General features: G+C 70.2%; 19 protein-coding genes. 10 read left to right on the top strand and 9 right to left on the bottom strand.

The window, feature by feature from the left end; genetic code table 11:
- Nucleotides 1-2 precede the first annotated feature (2 nt).
- Genes narH through narI form a run of 3 tightly spaced genes read left to right on the top strand, consistent with a single transcriptional unit; the run spans nucleotide 3 to nucleotide 3123 of the window.
- Nucleotides 3-1706: a nitrate reductase subunit beta gene (gene narH, locus EUA98_RS00560; protein ID WP_130100712.1), complete on the top strand. Its 1704-nt coding sequence runs from the start codon at nucleotides 3-5 to the stop codon at nucleotides 1704-1706.
- On the top strand, nucleotides 1703-2377 hold the full coding sequence (narJ, locus tag EUA98_RS00565) for a nitrate reductase molybdenum cofactor assembly chaperone (protein ID WP_242511149.1): 675 nt from the start codon (nucleotides 1703-1705) through the stop codon (nucleotides 2375-2377). Before narH ends, narJ begins: the two co-directional genes overlap by 4 nt.
- Nucleotides 2374-3123 carry a respiratory nitrate reductase subunit gamma gene (narI, locus tag EUA98_RS00570; RefSeq protein ID WP_130100713.1) on the top strand — a complete coding sequence of 250 codons (750 nt, stop codon included), beginning with the start codon at nucleotides 2374-2376 and terminating at the stop codon, nucleotides 3121-3123. Before narJ ends, narI begins: the two co-directional genes overlap by 4 nt.
- A 23-nt stretch (nucleotides 3124-3146) precedes the next feature.
- On the opposite strand, the gene EUA98_RS00575 is transcribed toward narI, so the two are convergent.
- The 3 genes from EUA98_RS00575 to EUA98_RS00585 are packed head-to-tail and all read right to left on the bottom strand — an operon-like array spanning nucleotide 3147 to nucleotide 5949.
- Entirely contained in the window at nucleotides 3147-4496 is a 1350-nt protein-coding gene (locus tag EUA98_RS00575; RefSeq protein ID WP_130100714.1) for a multicopper oxidase domain-containing protein, read from the bottom strand.
- Entirely contained in the window at nucleotides 4493-5614 is a 1122-nt protein-coding gene (locus tag EUA98_RS00580; protein WP_130100715.1) for a DUF8744 domain-containing protein, read from the bottom strand. Before EUA98_RS00580 ends, EUA98_RS00575 begins: the two co-directional genes overlap by 4 nt.
- Nucleotides 5611-5949, bottom strand: a complete 339-nt coding sequence (locus EUA98_RS00585; protein ID WP_130100716.1) for a metal-sulfur cluster assembly factor — start codon at nucleotides 5947-5949, stop codon at nucleotides 5611-5613. The genes EUA98_RS00580 and EUA98_RS00585 overlap by 4 nt, the downstream gene beginning before the upstream one ends.
- Nucleotides 5950-6108: 159 nt before the next feature.
- Between EUA98_RS00585 and EUA98_RS00590 the strand changes: the two genes are divergently transcribed.
- The gene (locus tag EUA98_RS00590; RefSeq protein WP_130100717.1) at nucleotides 6109-6855 is read left to right on the top strand and encodes a DUF2249 domain-containing protein; all 747 of its coding nucleotides are present in this window, start codon (nucleotides 6109-6111) and stop codon (nucleotides 6853-6855) included.
- On the top strand, nucleotides 6845-7339 hold the full coding sequence (locus EUA98_RS20130) for a DUF2249 domain-containing protein (RefSeq protein ID WP_242511150.1): 495 nt from the start codon (nucleotides 6845-6847) through the stop codon (nucleotides 7337-7339). The genes EUA98_RS00590 and EUA98_RS20130 overlap by 11 nt, the downstream gene beginning before the upstream one ends.
- Nucleotides 7340-7371: 32 nt before the next feature.
- Here EUA98_RS20130 and EUA98_RS00600 read toward each other — a convergent pair whose 3' ends face one another.
- Complete coding sequence (locus EUA98_RS00600) at nucleotides 7372-8097, bottom strand: helix-turn-helix transcriptional regulator (protein WP_165372665.1); 726 nt, start codon at nucleotides 8095-8097, stop codon at nucleotides 7372-7374.
- A 153-nt stretch (nucleotides 8098-8250) separates the two neighbouring features.
- Between EUA98_RS00600 and EUA98_RS00605 the strand changes: the two genes are divergently transcribed.
- Genes EUA98_RS00605 through EUA98_RS00615 form a run of 3 tightly spaced genes read left to right on the top strand, consistent with a single transcriptional unit; the run spans nucleotide 8251 to nucleotide 11690 of the window.
- Nucleotides 8251-9378, top strand: coding sequence for a TIGR04053 family radical SAM/SPASM domain-containing protein (locus EUA98_RS00605; RefSeq protein ID WP_350339471.1), 1128 nt, complete (start codon nucleotides 8251-8253; stop codon nucleotides 9376-9378).
- A 51-nt stretch (nucleotides 9379-9429) separates the two neighbouring features.
- On the top strand, nucleotides 9430-10785 hold the full coding sequence (locus EUA98_RS00610; protein WP_130100720.1) for a CotH kinase family protein: 1356 nt from the start codon (nucleotides 9430-9432) through the stop codon (nucleotides 10783-10785).
- Between the two features lie 44 nt (nucleotides 10786-10829).
- Complete coding sequence (locus tag EUA98_RS00615; protein ID WP_165372666.1) at nucleotides 10830-11690, top strand: slipin family protein; 861 nt, start codon at nucleotides 10830-10832, stop codon at nucleotides 11688-11690.
- Between the two features lie 58 nt (nucleotides 11691-11748).
- Here the strand turns inward: EUA98_RS00615 and EUA98_RS00620 are convergent, their stop codons facing one another.
- From EUA98_RS00620 to EUA98_RS00630, 3 genes are all read right to left on the bottom strand, one after another.
- A complete protein-coding gene (locus tag EUA98_RS00620) occupies nucleotides 11749-12519 on the bottom strand; it encodes an SRPBCC family protein (protein WP_130100721.1) in 771 nt (256 codons plus the stop codon).
- Between the two features lie 81 nt (nucleotides 12520-12600).
- Nucleotides 12601-13755, bottom strand: coding sequence for a UDP-galactopyranose mutase (glf, locus tag EUA98_RS00625; protein WP_130100722.1), 1155 nt, complete (start codon nucleotides 13753-13755; stop codon nucleotides 12601-12603).
- A gap of 71 nt (nucleotides 13756-13826) precedes the next feature.
- Complete coding sequence (locus EUA98_RS00630; protein WP_242511166.1) at nucleotides 13827-14894, bottom strand: glycosyltransferase family 2 protein; 1068 nt, start codon at nucleotides 14892-14894, stop codon at nucleotides 13827-13829.
- Between the two features lie 280 nt (nucleotides 14895-15174).
- Between EUA98_RS00630 and EUA98_RS00635 the strand changes: the two genes are divergently transcribed.
- Nucleotides 15175-15897 carry a LytR/AlgR family response regulator transcription factor gene (locus EUA98_RS00635; RefSeq protein WP_242511174.1) on the top strand — a complete coding sequence of 241 codons (723 nt, stop codon included), beginning with the start codon at nucleotides 15175-15177 and terminating at the stop codon, nucleotides 15895-15897.
- Entirely contained in the window at nucleotides 15894-17216 is a 1323-nt protein-coding gene (locus tag EUA98_RS00640; protein ID WP_130100723.1) for an ATP-binding protein, read from the top strand. Before EUA98_RS00635 ends, EUA98_RS00640 begins: the two co-directional genes overlap by 4 nt.
- On the opposite strand, the gene EUA98_RS00645 is transcribed toward EUA98_RS00640, so the two are convergent.
- The gene (locus EUA98_RS00645) at nucleotides 17209-18246 is read right to left on the bottom strand and encodes a glycosyltransferase family 2 protein (protein ID WP_130100724.1); all 1038 of its coding nucleotides are present in this window, start codon (nucleotides 18244-18246) and stop codon (nucleotides 17209-17211) included. The genes EUA98_RS00640 and EUA98_RS00645 overlap by 8 nt on opposite strands.
- Nucleotides 18243-18890: a hypothetical protein gene (locus EUA98_RS00650; RefSeq protein WP_130100725.1), complete on the bottom strand. Its 648-nt coding sequence runs from the start codon at nucleotides 18888-18890 to the stop codon at nucleotides 18243-18245. The genes EUA98_RS00645 and EUA98_RS00650 overlap by 4 nt, the downstream gene beginning before the upstream one ends.
- Between the last annotated feature and the right edge of the window lie 4 nt (nucleotides 18891-18894).

The following is an 18894-nucleotide window of genomic DNA, read 5'->3' on the forward strand; positions in this document are numbered from 1 at the left end:
ACATGCGCGTCATGGCCCAGATGTCGATGGTGATGAACCTCGACAAGTGCATCGGCTGCCACACCTGCTCGGTCACCTGCAAGCAGGCGTGGACCAACCGGACCGGAACCGAGTACGTGTGGTTCAACAACGTCGAGACCCGCCCCGGGCAGGGCTACCCGCGCACCTACGAGGACCAGGAGAAGTGGGAGGGCGGCTGGACGCTGACCAAGCGCGGACGCCTGCGACTGAAGGCCGGCGGCAGGATCAAGAACCTCGCCACGATCTTCTCCAGCCCCAAGCTGCCCTCGATCGAGGACTACTACGAGCCGTGGACCTATGACTACGAGACGCTGACGAACGCGCCCCTGCAGGAGCACAGCCCGGTCGCCCGGCCGATGTCGCTGATCACCGGCAAGGACATGAACATCACCTGGAGCGCGAACTGGGACGACGACCTCGGCGGCTCCGAGCTGCTGGCGGCCGACCCGATCCTCGCCAAGGTGTCGGACAAGGTGAAGCTCGCCTACGAGCAGACGTTCATGTTCTACCTGCCGCGCATCTGCGAGCACTGCCTGAACCCGTCCTGCGCCGCGTCGTGCCCGTCGGGGGCGATCTACAAGCGCGCCGAGGACGGCATCGTGCTGGTCGACCAGGACAAGTGCCGCGGCTGGCGCAAGTGCGTCACCGGGTGCCCGTACAAGAAGATCTACTTCAACCACAAGACCGGCAAGGCCGAGAAGTGCACGTTCTGCTTCCCGCGCATCGAGGTCGGCCTGCCCACGGTGTGCGCCGAGACGTGCGTCGGCCGGCTGCGGTACATCGGGCTCGTGCTGTACGACGCCGACAAGGTGCTCGAGGCGGCCACGGTCACCGACCCGAAGGACCTGCTCGAGTCCCAGCGCGGCGTGTTCCTCGACCCGTTCGACCCGACCGTCATGCGCGAGGCCGAGCGGGCCGGCATCCCCCGCGACTGGGTCGACGCTGCGCAGCGCTCGCCGATCTGGGCCCTGATCAGCACGTTCAAGGTCGCCCTGCCGCTGCACCCGGAGTACCGCACCATGCCCATGGTCTGGTACATCCCGCCGCTGTCCCCCGTGGTCGACGTCGTGCAGGAGACCGGCGAGGACGCCGAGGAGGCCGGGAACCTGTTCGCCGCGATCGACACGCTGCGGATCCCGGTGGAGTACCTCGCGGAGCTGTTCACCGCCGGGGACACCGAGCCGGTCACCGGCGTGCTGAAGAAGCTCGCCGCGATGCGCTCGTACATGCGCGACATCAACATGGGCCGCCCCGGCGACCCGTCCATCCCGGCCGCGGTCGGGATGACCACCGGCGAGATGGACGCGATGTTCCGGCTGCTCGCGATCGCCAAGTACGACGAGCGGTACGTGATCCCGCCGGCGCACGCCGAGCAGGCGCACAACCTCGAAGAGCTCGCCACCGAATGCTCGCTGGACTACGACGGCGGACCCGGCATGGGCGGTTCGGGGCCGTTCGGCGAGGGCTCCGGGGCCGGCACGCCACTGGCCGTGGAGAACTTCCGGGTGCTCAAGGACCGGCAGACCTCCGACACGACCGCGGGTGCGGGCACGGGACCGGCCACCCGGGTCAACATGCTGAACTGGGACGGGCGGGGCACGCCGCCCGGGCTGTTCCCCGGCCGCGACGGACCGCCCGCGGAACCCCGCACCGAGTCCGCGCCGGATGGGCAGGACACCCCGTGAGCCCGCTGCCGATGCCCCGCACCGCCCGCCGGGCCAAGGGGCGCGGGCTCGACGCCCGCCAGATCGCCATCGTGCACCGCGTCGCCGGGATCGTGCTCGACTACCCGGGCGAGGATCTGATCGCGCGGATCCCGGACCTGCGCATCGCCGTCGCCGCGGTGCCGGACCCGGCTCGGTCCGCCCTCGAGGGGGTGCTGGACCACCTCGAGCGCACGGCGCTGACCCAGCTCACCGTCGACTACGTCGAGGGGTTCGACATGCGCCGGCGCGCGTGCCTGTACCTCACGTACTACGGGCACGGGGACACCCGCCAGCGCGGCGTCGCCCTGCTCAGCTTCAAGCAGGCCTACCGCGCGGCCGGGCTCGAGCTCACCGACGAGGAGCTCCCGGACCACCTGTGCGTGCTGCTCGAGTTCTCCGCCACCCAGGACGCCGAGGTCGGCACGCGGCTGCTGCTCGAGCACCGCGCCGGGCTGGAGGTCCTGCGCCTGGCGCTGCTCGACGCCGGCTCGCCGTACGCCGGCGCGCTGGTGGCGGTCTGCGCCACGCTGCCCGCGCTGGTCGGCGACGAGCGCGAGGCCGTGGCCCGGCTGGCCGCGCAGGGCCCGCCCGACGAGTCCGTCGGGCTGGAACCGTATGCACTGCCGGACGTCAAGGGAGCCAGGCCATGACCACCACGCTCGACATCGTGCTCTGGGTGGTCGTCCCGTACGTCTGCCTGGCGATCTTCATCACCGGGCACGCCTGGCGCTACCGGTACGACAAATTCGGTTGGACGACCCGCTCGTCGCAGCTGTACGAGAGCAAGCTGCTGCGCTGGGGCAGCCCGCTGTTCCACTTCGGGATCCTCGCCGTGTTCGCCGGGCACGTGATGGGGCTCGGCATCCCGAAGAGCTGGACGGATGCGGTCGGCCTGTCCGAGTCGGTCTACCACGCGATGGCGGTGAGCGTCGGCCTGCTCGCGGGCCTGGCGACGGTGGTCGGCATGTCGCTGCTGATCTACCGGCGGCGGACCAACGGCGCGGTGTTCGGGGCCACGACCCGCATGGACAAGACGATGTACCTCGTGCTCGGCGTCGTGATCTTCTTCGGGCTGTGGAACACGATCGGCTCCGGGGTGCTCAACCTGTACGACCACTACGACTACCGCGAGGGCGTCTCGGTGTGGTTCCGCGGCATCTTCACGTTCCAGCTGCACCCTGAGCTGATGGCCGAGGCGCCGTTCCCGTTCCAGGCGCACGGCATGGCCGCGATGCTCCTGTTCGCGCTGTGGCCGTTCACCCGCCTCGTGCACGTGTTCAGCGCGCCGCTGTTCTACCTGTGGCGCCCCTACGTGGTCTACCGCGCCAAGAGCGAACGCTTCGGCGCCCGCGCGCCGCGCCGGGGCTGGGAGAAGTCGGAGAAGACGCGCCGCTGATCGCTACGAGGCGACGACGAGAATCACGACGCCTCGAAGAAGCCGTGGGCGCCGCGTTCGCCGTCGACCATGGCGTGGTCGATGAACGGGTAGCGCCCTGCCTCGGGGAGCTCGAACTCGACGAAGCCGCCCTGGGCCGCCGCGAGATCGAGCACCTGCGCGGCGCCGTGCTCCGCGTTGCCGGGGCGCAGCAGGTAGGCGCCCTCCTTGAAGACCGTGTCGAACTGGGCCCCGACCACATGGAAGGCCGTCGCCCGCTGCGGCCCGGCGTCGACCACCCACACCCGGACCCGCGTCCCCACCTTGACCTCGATCGGGGCGTGGTCGTACTGGTCGGGGTAGCCGTTGAACACCACGGCGTCGGGTGCCTCGGCGGCGATCTTGGCCTCGTCGGCCGTGCCGCCGGCGGCGCCCAGGTACAGCTCGGACTGCACGAGCACGAGCTCGGTGTCGACGGCGGGCAGGTTCGGCGGGTCGATGATGACCGCACCGAACATGCCGTTGGCGATGTGCAGGGCCATCGGCATCGTGCTGCAGTGATACAGCCACGCCCCGGAGTTCGTCGCGACGAACTGGTAGGTGAGCGACTGGCCCGGGTCGATCGTGCGCATCGGCCCGTCCGGTGCGAGCGAACCCGCGTGGAAGTCGATGCCGTGCCCCATGCTCGCGGCGTTCGTGAACGTGATCGTGAAGACGTCGCCGATCTTGCCGTGCAGCGTGGGCCCCGGTGCGGTCCCGTTGAAGGTCCACAGGGTCTGGCGCACGCCGGGGGCGACCTCGACCTCGGTATCGGCGACGGTCATCGTCAGGCGGTGCTCGGTGGCGCCGGGGGCCGGTTGCAGGGTCGGGTCGTACGGACGCCAATCGGGCCCGGGGTCGCCGTGCAGGTCGACCGTGCCGGTCGCCATGGCACCCATCTCGTGCTCGGATCCGGCCGGGTCGGCCGCACCGGCGTCGCCGGCGTCCGCGCCGACGGCCACGATGCTCAGGGTCATCCCGGCCGCCCGGTGCCCGGGCACGGTGCACCAGCCGGTGATGGCGGCGTCCACGGTGCCCACCTCGACCGTCGCGGACTCGCCGGTGCCGAGCAGCGGGGTCCGCTGACCGGTGTCGAGCGTAAGGTCGTGCCGCATCGCGTCGGTGTTGGTGACCTCCAAGACCAGGCGCGTGCCCGCGGGCACCTCGATGACCGACGGTGTGATCGTCATCCCGACGAGCGTCACCTCGACGGTCTGGGTGCCGCCCGCGCCCACGACGGCGCGCGCGTCGCCACCGGCGCCCACGCCGCTGCCGGTCAGGGTCACCACCAGCGCGACGGCGACCATGACGGCCCCGAGCACGAGCCCGCCCCACCGCGGCTGCGTCGTCGTCATGCGGGCACCCCCGGTCGACGCGAGAGCCGCACCGCGGTGACCGACGCCGCGAGGAACCCGAGGATGGCCAGCTCGGTGCCCACCCCGCCGATCCGCGACCACAGCTCGATCCCCGCGGCATCCCCGAGGATCACGCGCACCAGCAGGGACACGTGCAACAGCGCCACGTGGGCGTAGAACCACCGGTGGAACGGCAGCCGGACCCGCAGCACGGCGGGCACGATGACGGGCGCGTGCCCGAAGATCATCGACATCACGAACCCGAGGAACACCGTGTGCAGCGCGGCGTCGTAGACCTCGACCGTCACCCCGAGGTTCCCCGCGGCCAGCCAGATCACGCCGGCGATCGCCAGCCAGAGATACCCGGTCAGCAGGCACACCGCCATGAACCGTGTGACCCCGGGGATCTTCACGGTGCGCCGGGCGACGTCGTGCGCGGCGCCCCACACCGCGAGCGCCACCATGCCCGCCCCCGCGAGGCGGATCCCCGCCGACCCGGTGATCGCCGTCGTCGTGCTCAGGACCAGTCCGGCCCCGAAGAGCGACGCCCCGACCAGGAACTCTCGGATCGAGCGGCGGGTCAGCAGTGCGACCCGGGCGAGCTCCAGCCGCTCGCCGAGGATCGTCAGCACGAGGAAGCCCGCGATCCACGGCACCAGCCGCGGCAGGGACCACCCCGCGAGCCACAGCACCGTGGCCACGTACCAGCAGACCGCGCCCGCGGCCATCACCCGCAGGTGCAGCGCGGGCTGGATCCGGTGCACGACGACGTACACGACCACGAGCACGATCGACGCCGCGCACAGCAGCAGGCGGCCGACGACGGGCGGCAGGCTCACCAGCAGCGCGAGCCCACCGGCGCCGGCGAGCGCGGGAGCGGCGAACGCCCACCGGCGCCCGAGGGCCACGGCCCGTTCGAGCGAGATCACCGTTCCCAGGAACCCGAGCGCCATCAGCGGACCGTGGTCCGCGGCCGCCATCGGCAGCAGGGTCGGCACCGGCAGGCCGAGCAGCACGAGGCCGCCCCAGAGCCCGGCGAGCAGGCAGGCCAGGGCGGCGGCGAACAGCGGCAGGCGGCGGCGGGCCACCCGCTGGGGGGCCCGGACCGCGGCCGTCACCACCCGAAGGCCCGCTTGGTCTCGACGGACATCAGGTCCGGGGTCCACGCCGGCACGTGGGTGATGACGACCTCGACCCGGTCGACCCACCCCCCGGTCACGAGAACCCGGCGCACCTCGTCGGTGAGGTACTCCCCCAGCGGGCACGCCGGTGTCGTGGTGGTCATCAGGACGGAGGCCTCGCGGCCGTCGACCTCGAGGCCGTAGACCAGCCCGAGATTGATGATGTCGACGCCGAGCTCGGGGTCGATCACGTCCCGCAACGCGTCCCGCAGCTGCGCCGCCTCGGTCCCCGGTCCCACCAGACGGGCCACGGACAGCAGGTCGCGGCTCATGCCGCACTCCCGAAGCGGGCGCGGCGGGCGCTGCGGGCGCTGCGGGCGAGGGCGTCGTTCGGTTCGAGGGGCACGGGATACAGTTTTCACTGAAAGTGTAGTAAAAACAACTGACGGCTCGTCGTCCGCCCCGAGCACCCCACTCCTCAAGGAGACCCGATGTCCCTCGACATCCACCAGATCGCCTCCGCTCCCCCTGCCCCGACGTCGGCTGCACCCGTCGCATCGACGCCGAACGTCGAGGTGATCGGCGCGATCACCCGCCACCACACCGCCCTCGCGGCCGAGCTGGCCGCGCTGGCCGACGACGTGATCGCCGGCACGCGCGTCGGACGGTTCGAAGAGGCGCGCACCGCGCTCGTCGCCTGGTTCGCCACCGAGCTGATGCCCCACGCCCACGCCGAGGAGGCCGTGCTCTACGCCGCCGGCGCGCGCCTGGAGGGCACCCGGCTCCTGGTCGAGGCCATGATCGCCGAGCACCGCGCGCTCGACCTGCTCGTGACCGACCTCGACAGCATCCACGACGCCTTCGCGGTAGCCGTGGCGGCCGGCTCGGCCCAGGCGCTCTTCACGGTGCACCTGGCCAAGGAGAACGACCTGCTGCTCCCGGCCCTGGACGCCGCCGGCATCGACCTGAGCGCCGCGCTGGCCGGGATGCACGAGCTCCTCGGTGCCGACGAGCCGGACCAGCTCGACGTCCGCAGCCTCCCGCACGGTGGCCGGCACGAGATCATCTTCGCCCGGCTCGACGAGCTGCTCCCCGGCGGCAGCTTCGTCATCCTCAACGACCACGACCCCAAGCCCCTGCGCTACCAGACGGAGGCGCTCTGGCCGGGGCGGTTCACCTGGACCTACCTCGAGACCGGCCCGCTGGAGTGGCGCGTGGAGATCACCCGTGCCGGCTGAGGCCGCGGACGTCACCGATCAGCTCACCCGGGTCCTGGCCCGCACCTGCCGACAGCTCCCGCTGGCGGGGCAGCCGCAGCTCGCCGGCCGCCTGGCCGCCGACGGCTGGGTGCTGCTCCGTCACTCGCACCCCGTCCAGGCGCAACGCCTGGACGGGGCCATGCACCACGCCGCTCTGCTGGAGACCGAGCACGAAGCCCCGCTCGACGCCTCATTCCCGTTTCACCGAGAGGACCCCACCATGCCCACGACCGACCCGCTGCTCGATGTCCGCCCGGAGATCCCCCGCATCCGCCACGACCTGATCTTCACGACCTTTGCCGCGCTCTTGCCCGGGACCGGGTTCGTGCTGGTCAACGACCACGACCCGAAGCCGCTGTACTACCAGCTGGCGGCGGAGAACGCGGGCGAGTTCACCTGGGACGCCCTCGAGGAGGGGCCCGAGGTGTGGCGCGTGCGGATCGGGCGGGTCGCGGCGGCGTAGCGCCGTCCACCCCTGGCCGGCGCCCGCGGCACCTACTGCTCGGCGTGGGCGCCGGTCGCTCCCGGCGCGAGGTGGACCAGGCACAGGTCCGGACGCACGAACGGTTCGAGCCGGACCGCTGTGGGCGGCGCATCCAGCTGCTCGAGCGCACCCTGCATCAGGCCGAGGTGCACGGCGCACACGACGTCGCGGTGCTCGCGGGCGACCTCGACGAACGGGCACCGGTGCAGCTCGATCACGGTCGGGTCGCCCGCGGCGTCGATCGGCACGGCCTGGTCGGAGCCGCGAACGGTAGGCGCGAAGCCGACGTCGTCGAGCAAGGTGACGATGCGATCGACCACGCCTGCACCGTCGAGCGGACCGACTCCCTCGTCGAGCGGGGTGGCCTGCCGCCCCCAGCGCCTCCCCATCTCCGTAGCCACGGCGCCAGGTTCCGACGCGCTGGCACCGATGGCACCGGCCAGGACGCCCGCCAGCATCCGGTAGGAGTCGTCGGGGCCCGACGTCGTGCCCGCGACCGCAGCGAAGCTCAGGCGGGGCCGTCCCGGCGTGACCCGCGCGCTGACCGAGCTCTCGACGAGTCCGGCCTTGATGAGCCGGTCGAGGTGCGAGCGCACCGTGTTGGGGTGCAGCGCGACCCGGGTGGCGATGGCCTGGATGTCGAGAGGGCCGTCGGCCCGGATGACCTCGAGCACCGCGACCCGGCTGGCACCCGAGAGCACTCGATGGGTCCGGGCGTCGATGGGTTCGGAAGGCACGACTGTAGTTTTCCTCGAAAGTGTAGTAAAAACAACCCGCCGGCGACGACGAGGCCGCGGGCTCCACATCACGGTACGTGAGCGCAGCAGCCCCCTGCCGCCAGCCATCGATCGAGAGGGCCGACCATCCCCGCCCCGAGCGCCGTCCGACACCTGCACCACGACGCGTCCGAGCGGCCGTTCATCGTGATCTGGGAGGTGACCCGCGCCTGCCAGCTCGCCTGCACCCACTGCCGCGCCGAGGCCATCCGCAGCCGCAACCCGCTCGAGCTCAGCACCGCGGAGGGCAAGCGCCTGCTGGACGAGCTGGCCTCGTTCGGGACCCCGCGCCCCCTGGTCGTCCTCACCGGCGGAGACCCGTTCGAACGGCCGGACCTGCCCGAGCTCGTCGCCCACGGCACCGAGCTCGGCCTGAGCATGGCGCTGTCGCCGTCGGTCACGGACCGGCTCACCCGGCCGGTACTGGTCGAGCTGCACGCGGCCGGGGCGAAGGCGGTCTCGCTGTCCTTGGACGGCGCGAGCGCGCAGACCCACGACTCCTTCCGCGGCGTCGACGGGGTCTTCGACGCCACGCTCGAGGCCGCCCGCATGGTGCGTGACGTCGGCTTCCGGCTGCAGATCAACACCACCGTCACCAGCGGCAACGTCCACGAGCTGCCCGAGGTCCTCAAGACCGTCATCGACCTCGGCGCATCCCTGTGGAGCGTGTTCTTCCTGATCCCGACCGGTCGCGGGAAGGCCCTCGAACCCCTGACCGCGGCCGACGAGGAGGAGGTCCTGCACTGGCTGCACGACGCCTCCTCGTTCATCGCGATCAAGACCACGGAGGCACCCCACTACCGGCGCCTCGCGATCCAGCGGTCCGGCGTGGACAACCTCGACGAAGCCTTTCCCGTGGGCCCCCTGCGCGACGCCCTGCGCCGGGACACCGCGAGACTCCTCGCCGGGCAGGAACCCCAACGACGCCGACCCCGCCCACCGATCGACGTGAACTCCGGGCGCGGGTTCGCCTTCATCGACCACGTGGGCACCGTCTACCCCAGTGGATTCCTGCCGGCTCCGGCCGGGTCCGTCCACGGCACACCCTTCCCCGAGATCTACCGCTCCTCCCCGCTCCTGCAGTCGCTCCGCGACCCCGATGGGTTCGGCGGCAGGTGCGGTCGTTGCGAGTTCCGCACCGTGTGCGGCGGATCGCGTTCCCACGCGTTCGCCGTCACGGGCGACCCGTTGGCGGAGGATCCCAGCTGCCGCTACGAGCCCGCGGCGGCGACTCTCGGCTGACACACAGCAGAACCACCTGTCTGACACAGGCGCCACCGCTTTGCTGGGCGGATGACAACGCCCCCGCTCGTCCTTCGCCCTACCCCCCGCCGGTTCCGGGCGGGCGCCGTCGTGCTCGGGACGACGCTGGCGCTGGGGGGCCTGACCGCGTGCGCGACGACGACCGCCACGGGCTCCGGGTCCTCGGCGGCCTCGAGCTCGTCGACCAGCAGGCTCTTCGACAGCGCCACCGTGCACGACATCGCGGTGACCTACGACGACGATGACTACGACGCGATGATCGCGTCGTACCAGTCCACCGGCGAGAAGGCGTGGATCACCGCCACGGTCACGATCGACGGCACCACCTTCGAGGACGTCGGGCTGCGCCTGAAGGGCAACTCCTCGCTGCGCGGCCTGACCGCCGCCGACGCCGAGGACCCGGCCGCGCTGCCCTGGCTCATCCGCCTCGACAAGTCCGACGACAGCCTGTCCTTCGACGGCACGACGTCGTTCGTGGTGCGGTCCAGCACCACCGAGACCGCGCTGAACGAGGCCGTGGCGCTCGAGCTGATCGGGCTCAGCGGGCTGGCCACCGAGCAGGCGGCCGCGTCCCGGTTCAGCGTCAACGGCGGCGATGCGGACCTGCGACTGATCATCGAGAACCCCGACGACGCGTGGGACGCCGCCTCGTTCGGCTCGGCCGGCCTACTGTACAAGGCCGAGGCCGACGGCGACTACTCCTACCGCGGGGACGACCCGGCGTCCTACGACGACGTCTTCGACCAGGAGGCGGGCGACGAGGACCTGACCCCGTTGATCGACTTCCTGGCGTGGATCGACGGCGCCGACGACGCGACGTTCAACGCCGAGCTCGCCGCTCACCTCGACGTCACGGCGTTCGCGACCTACCTCGCGATGCAGGAGCTCGTCGACAACTTCGACGACATCTCCGGCCCCGGGAACAACTCCTACCTGCACTACGACACCACCAGTGGCGTGTTCACGGTGGTCGCCTGGGACCAGAACCTGTCCTTCGGCACGCAGAACACCGCCGGCGGCGACGCGGCGGGCGGGGGTCCGGCGGGCGGGGCGATGCCCGACGGCGCGATGCCCGACGGCGCGATGCCGGACGGCGACCGTCCTGGCCGGCCGACCGGTGGCGCCGCGCCCGGCGGCGGCGCGGCAGGCCAGCCCGGCGGAGGCATGGGCGGCAACGTGCTCGCGGAACGTTTCATGGCCGACGACGAGTTCGCCGCCCTGTACGCGAGCACCCTCGCCGACCTGACCGCGACCCTCTACGCGAGCGGCACGGCCGCCGACATCGTGAGGTCATGGACCACGGTGCTCACCGACCAGGCCGGCGACCTCGTCAGCACCGAGACGATCGACCAGGAGGCCGCGGCGATCACCACCTATTTCGACTGAGCCCGCCGCGGTAGCGTGGAATCCAAGCGATCTGGAGGTTTCTCGTGAGCACCCCGGCCATCGTTCTGCTCGTCGTGGCGCTGCTGGTCGTCGTCGGGCTGGCGCTGGCGGTCAAGGTCGTCAAGCAGTACGAGAAGGGCGTGCTTCTTCGGGTCGGACGGCTCCGCGGGACGCGAGACCCCGGCCTGCAGATCATCATCCCGGTGATCGACGTGCTCACCCGGGTGTCCCTGCGGATCGTCACCCTGCCGATCCAGTCGCAGGGGATCATCACGCGTGACAACGTGAGCGTGGACGTGTCCGCTGTGGCGTACTACCGCGTGGTCGACGCGGTGCGGTCGGTGATCGCCATCGAGAACGTGCGTGCCGCCATCGACCAGATCGCCCAGACGACGCTGCGCAAGGTGGTGGGCCAGCACATGCTCGACGAGATCCTCACCGAGACGGACCGGATCAACGTCGACATCCGGGAGATCCTCGATGTCACGACCGGCGAGTGGGGCGTCGAGGTGACGCTGGTCGAGCTGAAGGACATCCAGCTGCCGGAGAGCATGAAGCGCGCCATGGCACGTCAGGCCGAGGCCGAGCGGGAGAAGCGCGCCAAGATCATCAACGCCGAGGGCGAGCACCTGGCAGCGGCCGCCCTCGGGGACGCGTCGGACGTCATGATGGCGCACCCGGTGGCGCTGCAGCTGCGCAACCTGCAGACGCTCGTCGAGCTGGGGGTCGACAAGAACTCCACGGTCGTCTTCCCCGCACCGTTGATGAGCACGATCGGGGAGATCGGCGCGTTCCTGGCCCGGGAGTCGGCCGCCGCGGCCAGGCGCGCTCCCCTGGGGTCGAGGGCCTCCGCCCGAGGTGCCGTCCGTCCGCGCCACCTGCGACCACCGCCACCACCGGGGTAGCTGCCCTCAGCGGTGCGCTGAGGACCCTCGAGACGGACTACCCCGGGCCGGGCCGACGTCACGAAGGGGCGTGCTCGGTGAGCCAGCGCTGCCAGTGCGGCGCCTCGCGCGCCGCCACGACGGCGCGATCCGGGCCGTAGAGGTAGGACCAGATCGACACGCTCACCTGCTCGCCCGTTCCTTCGACGGCAAGGAACGCTGTGCCCGGGCACGGTCCGTCGAGGAGCAGGGCGAGGCGCCACCCCGCGGCATCGACGACCGTGCCGGAGAGCGTCGGCGTGTCGGTGGCTCTCACGACGACCCGCTCGCCGATCGCGGGCGACGCCGGGAGGTGAAGCGCCTCGGTGAGCGCCGCCCATGCTGCGTGGGCTGGCACCTCCCACATCGCCGTCGGCAACATGGCCGTCGCGACCTGGCCACGGAAGTGCTCCAGGTGGAGCTGAAGGTTGAGCAGGAACATCTTCCATCCCTGCGCCATCCCGTCGTACTGAGCGTCCCATTCCGGACCGGTGCCGAAGACGGCGTTCACGAGGCGGACGAGGCAGCGTCCGCCGTCACGGGCCTCGACCAGCCACTCGAAGGCGAGTCCTCCGTCGCCGCCGTCGAAGAGCACCCGGCGGGGAGGATCCCAGGCGACGACCCGGCCGGCGACCTGCATGTCCGGACCGTCACCGAAGGACAGGGTCATCGCGCCTCCCGCACGCTCCTCGACGGTGTGCGGGACGTACCAGGAGGAGATCCCCGGGCCGGTCGCGATCGCCTGCCACACCTCCTCGGGCGTGCCGGCGACCTCCACCTCGAGCACGATCGAACGCTGGTCATCAGGCATCGCGAGGCCTCCCGGTTGAACGGACGGGAACGGTGGCGAACTGACCCCACGATGCCACCGTGCCGTTGGGCTCGCCTGGGTTCAGTGACTGCCGCCGACGGCGGGGCCTACCGTCTCGTCGACCATGGTCAGCGCCGAGGCGATCGCCATGTGCATGTCGAGGTACTGGTAGGTGCCGAGCCGCCCGCCGAAGAACACCTGCTGCTCCCCCGCTGCCCGCGCGCGGTAGGCGAGGAGCAACCGCCGGTCGGCCGGGGTGCGCACCGGGTAGTAGGGCTCGTCGCCCGGCCGGGCGAACCGCGAGTACTCGCGCATGATGACGGTCGCGTCGTCGGGGTGGCGCCGCTCGGGGTGGAAGTGGCGAAACTCGTGGATCCGCGTGTACGCCACGTCCGCGTCGGGGTAGTTCATCACCGAGGTGCCCTGGAAGTCGCCGACCGGCAGCACCTCCTGCTCGAAGTCGAGCGTGCGCCACGACAGCTCGCCCTCGGCGGCGTCGAAGTACCGGTCGAGCGGCCCCGTGTACACGATCGGCACCTGCCCGACGAGCGCGTCCCGGTGGAACGGCTGGGTGGGGTCGAGGAAGTCCACCTCGAGCCGGACCTCGATGTTCGGGTGATCGACCATGCGCTCGAGCCATGGCTGGTACCCGTCGACCGGCAGACCCTCGTGGGTGTCGTTGAAGTACCGGTTGTCATAGGTGTACCGGACGGGCAGCCGCGCGAGGACCGAGGCCGGCAGGTCTCGCGGGTCGGTCTGCCACTGCTTGGCGGTGTACCCCCGGATGAAGGCTTCGTAGAGCGGTCGGCCGATGAGCGACACGCCCTGCTCGTCGAGGTTCGCGGGAGTCTTCCCGCCCAGCTCCGCGGCCTGCTCGGCGAGCAGCGCACGCGCCGCCGCCGGGCCGAGCGCGGACCGGAAGAACTGGTTGATCGTGCCCAGGGTGATCGGCATCGGGAACACCTCGCCCCGATGCGTCGAGTAGACCCGATGGACGTAGGGCGTGAACGCGGTGAACCGGTTGACGTACGCCCACACCCGCTCGTTCGACGTGTGGAAGAGGTGCGAGCCGTAGGTGTGGACCTCGATGCCCGTCGCCGGCTCGACCGCGCTGGACGCGTTGCCGCCGACGCGCGACCGCCGCTCGAGCAGCAGCACCTTCGCGCCGCGGTCGGCCATCCGCTCCGCCACCGTGAGGCCGAAGAGGCCGGACCCGACCACGACCAGGTCTGTCACGACGGCTCCTTCTCTCCACTCCCTGCATGGTCAGTCTCCCCGCACCGTGCGGTGCGGTCAGGTGGCTCGCGCTAGTTGAACCCTACGGCCCACTGTGCCGCCCGATAGGCGAGCATCGAGATGCCCCTGCCCGGCCGGCCGGGGAGATTGGTGATCTGCCCTAGCACGCTCCGTCGGCGCAGCCGTCGGTAGAGCCAGGGGTCGTCACGCTCGACCTCGCGCCAGAACCCGTCCTTCAGCGCCCGAGCCTCGACCGTCCCCGCGCGGACCAGGAGCACCGAGGAGACGGCGCTGACGATCTCGGCGTAGTGGATGAGATAGCGGCACAGTCCCATCGAGATGCCGGGCTGGCGCCGCACCCGACCGACGTGGTCGATCATCATGCGGTTGATGCGCAGCTGCTGGTCGACCCGGCCGATCATCACCGACTCGTTGACGGACTGGTCGCTGCGGCCGATGAAGTACCGGTAGAGGTCCTCGTCGAGATACACGATCCGCTCGACGTGGGCCAGCGGGACGTAGGCGTACAGGTTGTCCACGTAGAACGTGTGTTCCGGCAGGCGCAGACCGCACTCGCGCAGCAGGTCTGTCCGGTAGATCAGCGAGTGCATGAGGATGTACTGCGACGGCCCGAACTGGCCGACGTCGTCCCACGAGAAGACCCGACCGGTCGGCAGCACGCCGCGGTACCGCATCGCCTTCTTGTTCCGCTTGTCGACCTTCTCGTAGACGAAGTTGCTCACGACCATGTCGACGTCCGCGCCGTCAGCGACCATCGTGCGCAACGAGTCCAGCACGCGACCGAGCGCCTCGACGTCGAGCCAGTCGTCGCTGTCGACCACCTTGAGGTACTGCCCGGTCGCGTGCTCCAGGCCCGTGTTGATCGCCGAGCCGTGCCCGCCGTTGGGTTGGTGGATCACCCGCACGGTCCCGGGGAAACGCTCGGCATACGCCTCGGCGATCGCGCCGGTCTCGTCGTGCGAGCCGTCGTCGACGACGAGCACCTCGAGGTCGTCACCGCACTGCACGAGCGAGTCGAGGCACCGGTGCAGGTAGGCCGCGGAGTTGAAGCACGGGACGACCAGGGTCAAGGTCTTCAGCGGGTGGGACATCGGCACCTTGGCCGCAGAAGTGCTCACGAATCGATGCTCCTTTGCACGGTGGTCACTTCTTGATGTGACCACCAGTGGTTCACCCCAGAGCGACGTCGTTCTCCGGCACAAGGAGAACACGGGCACCTGAGCCGATCGGCAACGCGTGCACGACCTGTCGATCTCGGCGCACATCCTGCACTCTCGGGCCGGACGGGGCGAAACCCGGCCGGCGCGGACGGTCCGGGGTGGCGGTGCCCGCGACGCCGTACCGTACTTCTCGGCACCGTGCTACCTCGGCCCGGCGCCGAGATCCAAGGAAGGTAAAGTGCCCCACGTGATCCGCGTCGGCGTCGTCGAGGACGACCCGGCGGCGACAGCGCAGATCCTGGCGTACCTGCACCGGTTCGAGACCGAGCACGACGTGACGTTCGCGGTGCAGACCTACCCCGACGGCCGCGACGTCGTCGAGCGGTACCAGTCGGGGTTCGACATCATCTTCCTCGACGTCGAGATGCCGTACATCGACGGGTTCGAAGCCGCCCGCCACATCCGCACCCTCGACAGCGAGGTCGTGCTCGTCTTCATCACGAACATGGCGCAGTACGCCATCAAGGGCTACCAGGTCGACGCGCTGAGCTACCTGCTCAAGCCGGTGCCGTACTTCGCGTTCTCCCAGGAGCTCCGGCGCTCGATCGACAAGACCCGCAGCACGCAGGGCGACTGGATCATGCTCTCGGTCGGGTCAGGGATGGCCCGGGTCTACCTCAGCGACATCACCTACATCGAGAGCATCCGCCACAAGATCATCGTGCACGGGGTCGATCGCACGTATGTCCCGACCGGGACGCTGAAGGCCTTCGAGTCGCAGCTCGCGGACAAGGGCTTCTTCCGCAGCAACAACTGCTACCTGGTCAACCTTCGTCACGTCACCGGCGTGGACGCCACCAGCTGCGTCATGATCGACGGGGCCGACCTCCAGGTCAGTCGTCCGCGCCGTCGGGCGTTCCTGCAGGCCCTGGCCGACCACGTGGGTGGTCGCACGCCGTGATCCAGGAAGTCCTGCCCGACATCCCCCGCTTCTACACGGCCCTCGCGGAATGGTCGGCGTGCGTCGTGTACGTCCTGCTCATCCGCAAGCGGCTGCCCCGCGCCAGGCTCGTGCTCGCGGCGGGGGTCGGCCTCGGTGCCCTGCTGGGCATGCAGCACCTTGCCAGCGCCCTGCCGATCGCCCTGTGGGTCGTGGGCATGACGCTCGCCGTCGCCACGATGTACCTGATCATCGTCGTGTGCGCGGAGGTCTCCGCGCTCGCCGCGTGGTACTTCGTCGCGCGGGCCTTCGTGCTCGCCGAGCTGGTCGCCTCGCTGCAGTGGCAGCTGCAGACCTTCTTCCTCGCCACCCCCGCCGAACGGTCACCCGGGTCGGTCGTGCTGCTCGTCCTGGTCTACGGCGCGGGCTTCTCCGCCGCCTACGCGATCGAGCGGCGACACTTCCCCGCCGACCAGCCCGTCGACGTCGACAGTCGTGGCGTGCTGAGCGCGGCGGCGACCGCCGTGATCACCTTCCTGATCAGCAACATCAGCTTCATGAGCACGAACACCCCGTTCAGCGGCCGTCTCGGCCTGGAGATCTTCTACATCCGCACCCTGGTCGACCTCGCCGGGTATGTCGCCCTCTACGCCCAGCAGGGCCAACGGCTCGAGCTGCGCCGCGCGGCCGAGGTGGAGGCGATGGATCGGCTGCTGCACTCCCAACACGAGCAGTACCTGCAGGCCAGGAACAACATCGACGTCGTCAACCGCAAGTACCACGACCTCAAGCACTACATCGGTGCGATCCGGGCCGAGGCGAGCGCCGACACGCGCGCGACGTACCTCGACCAGCTCGAGCACTCGATCCGGCCGTACGGCACCCAGGTCGAGACCGGCAACATCGTGCTCGACACGATCCTGACCACCAAGAGCGCCGACTGCGCCCACCTGGGGATCACCCTGACCTGCGTGGCGGACGGCGCCGCGCTGGACTTCATGTCACCGATGGACGTCGCGGCGCTCGTCGGCAACGCGCTGGACAACGCCATCGAGGCGGCCGTCGCGCTGCCGGACCCCGAACGGCGCCTGCTCCGGGTGGCGGTCCACCGCCAGGACTCGTTCGTCATGCTGCGCTTCGAGAACTACTACGAGGGTGACCTGACCTTCGAGGACGGCCTTCCGCAGACCACCAAGGGCGGGGACAACCTCCACCATGGTTACGGGCTACGGAACATCCGGCAGGTGTCCGAGCACTATGGCGGCACCCTCACGGTCCACGCCGAGGACGGCTGGTTCATCGTCCGGGTGCTGATCCCGGTTCCGGGTCCGCTCAGTTGAAGCCGACGCGCCACTGGGCGGCGCGGTAGGCCGCCAGCGTCACCCGGCGGCCGTGCCGACCCGGGAGGTTGGTGATCTGCCCGAGGGCGCTGCGTCTGAGCCGACGGTGCAGCAGCTCATCCTCTTCCCGGATGCCGCGCCACAACGCCTCCTTGGCCGCGAGCGCCGCGTCGGTACCCGATCGCAGCAGCAGCGTGGAGGACACCGCGCAGACGATCTCCAGGTAGTGCGTCATGTACCGGTACGCGGGGTGCTCCGGCGGGACCGTCCGGGCGACGTGCTCCATCATCAGCCGGTTGACCCGCAGCTGCTGGTCGAGGCGGCTGATCATCACGCGCTCGGAGACCGACTGACCGGCCCGACCGATGTAGTACCGGTACAGGTCCACGTCGAGGTAGTACATCCGGCGCACCGCCGGGAGCGGCATGTACGCGAAGATGTTGTCGACGTAGAAGGTGTGCTCGGGCAGGTGCAGCTCGACCTCGCGCAGCAGTCCCGTGCGGTACACGATCGAGTGCATGAGGAAGTACTGGGTCTTGCGCAGCCGGCCCACCTCGTCCCACCCGAAGACCCGCCCGCTGGGAAGTGCCCGGCGGTACCGGACGGCTCGCTTCGTCCCGCGCCCTTCCTTCTCGTAGACGAAGTTGCTCAGCACCATGTCGACGTCGGCGTCGTCCGTCCCGAACCGGCGCAGGGTCGCCACCAGCTCGGCGAAGGCCGCGACGTCGACCCAGTCGTCGGAGTCGACGACCTTGAAGTAGCGACCCCGGGCGACCTCGAGGCCGACGTTGATCGTCGAGCCGTGACCGCCGTTGTGCTTGTGCACGGCGCGGACGCGGCCGGGGTACAGCTCCTCGTACTCGTCGGCGATCTCGGGGGTGGCGTCCTGCGAGCCGTCGTCGACGATGAGGATCTCGACCTCGGGCCCGCCGCCCGCGAGCAGCGAGTCGACGCACCGGCGCATGTAGTCGGCCGAGTTGTAGCAGGGCACCACCACGGTCAGCGTGGTGGCCCCGGGTAGGCCGCTCATCGAGACAGGGCGCCGGGCGTGCCCGCCTCGGTCTCGGCCTCGTCAGCCTGCACCGGGCTCGGTTCCTGCTTGAAGATCACCTTGAAGATCGGGAAGAAGATCCAGAACGCGATGGCGCTGTTGATGATCATCGTGACGGCGTCGGCGATGGTCTCACCCGTGCCGCCCATCCCCCACGTGTCCATGAACAGGCTGTAGATCGGCGCCTTGTACAGGCCCTGCGCCGCGGCCGCTCCGAAGCTGATGAGGATGTAGGCGATGACGTACCAGGTGGCCGCCTTGCCCACCGAGTTCGTCGCCTTGAAGGTGATGTTGCGCTGCGCGAAGAAGTTGATGATCTGCGCGATACCGATGGTGATCTGCACGGCGAGGAAGTACGCCAGGCCGCCGCCGCCGAGCGGGAGCTCGCCCGCCGGGTAGTCGAAGATGAAGTACGGCAAGCCCTCCACCTGCGTCCCCACCTGCAGCACCTGGAAGTCGGTGTCGACCAGGGAGGTCTGGTTGAAGATGCCCTTGAAGATCGGCATCAGTGCCAGCTGCAACGCGGTGACACCGTTGCTGAGCAGGAAGAACATGAGGAACTGGGCCGTGCCGGGACGCTTGTCCTCGAGCCGGCGCCAGGCCTTGGTGATGGGCGTGAACATCGTT

The sequence above is a fragment of the Pengzhenrongella frigida genome, from assembly GCF_004168625.1.
GTDB classification, from domain to species: Bacteria; Actinomycetota; Actinomycetes; order Actinomycetales; family Cellulomonadaceae; genus Pengzhenrongella; species Pengzhenrongella frigida.

What these genes read in the sequence shown, in the direction of transcription:
- narH (WP_130100712.1), top strand. Translation starts at nt 3, where the DNA reads ATGCGCGTCATGGCCCAGATGTCGATGGTGATGAACCTCGACAAGTGC.
- narI (WP_130100713.1), top strand. Translation starts at nt 2,374, where the DNA reads ATGACCACCACGCTCGACATCGTGCTCTGGGTGGTCGTCCCGTACGTC.
- EUA98_RS00575 (WP_130100714.1), bottom strand. Translation starts at nt 4,496, where the DNA reads ATGACGACGACGCAGCCGCGGTGGGGCGGGCTCGTGCTCGGGGCCGTC.
- EUA98_RS00585 (WP_130100716.1), bottom strand. Translation starts at nt 5,949, where the DNA reads ATGAGCCGCGACCTGCTGTCCGTGGCCCGTCTGGTGGGACCGGGGACC.
- EUA98_RS00590 (WP_130100717.1), top strand. Translation starts at nt 6,109, where the DNA reads ATGTCCCTCGACATCCACCAGATCGCCTCCGCTCCCCCTGCCCCGACG.
- EUA98_RS00610 (WP_130100720.1), top strand. Translation starts at nt 9,430, where the DNA reads ATGACAACGCCCCCGCTCGTCCTTCGCCCTACCCCCCGCCGGTTCCGG.
- EUA98_RS00620 (WP_130100721.1), bottom strand. Translation starts at nt 12,519, where the DNA reads ATGCCTGATGACCAGCGTTCGATCGTGCTCGAGGTGGAGGTCGCCGGC.
- EUA98_RS00645 (WP_130100724.1), bottom strand. Translation starts at nt 18,246, where the DNA reads ATGAGCGGCCTACCCGGGGCCACCACGCTGACCGTGGTGGTGCCCTGC.
- EUA98_RS00650 (WP_130100725.1), bottom strand. Translation starts at nt 18,890, where the DNA reads ATGTTCACGCCCATCACCAAGGCCTGGCGCCGGCTCGAGGACAAGCGT.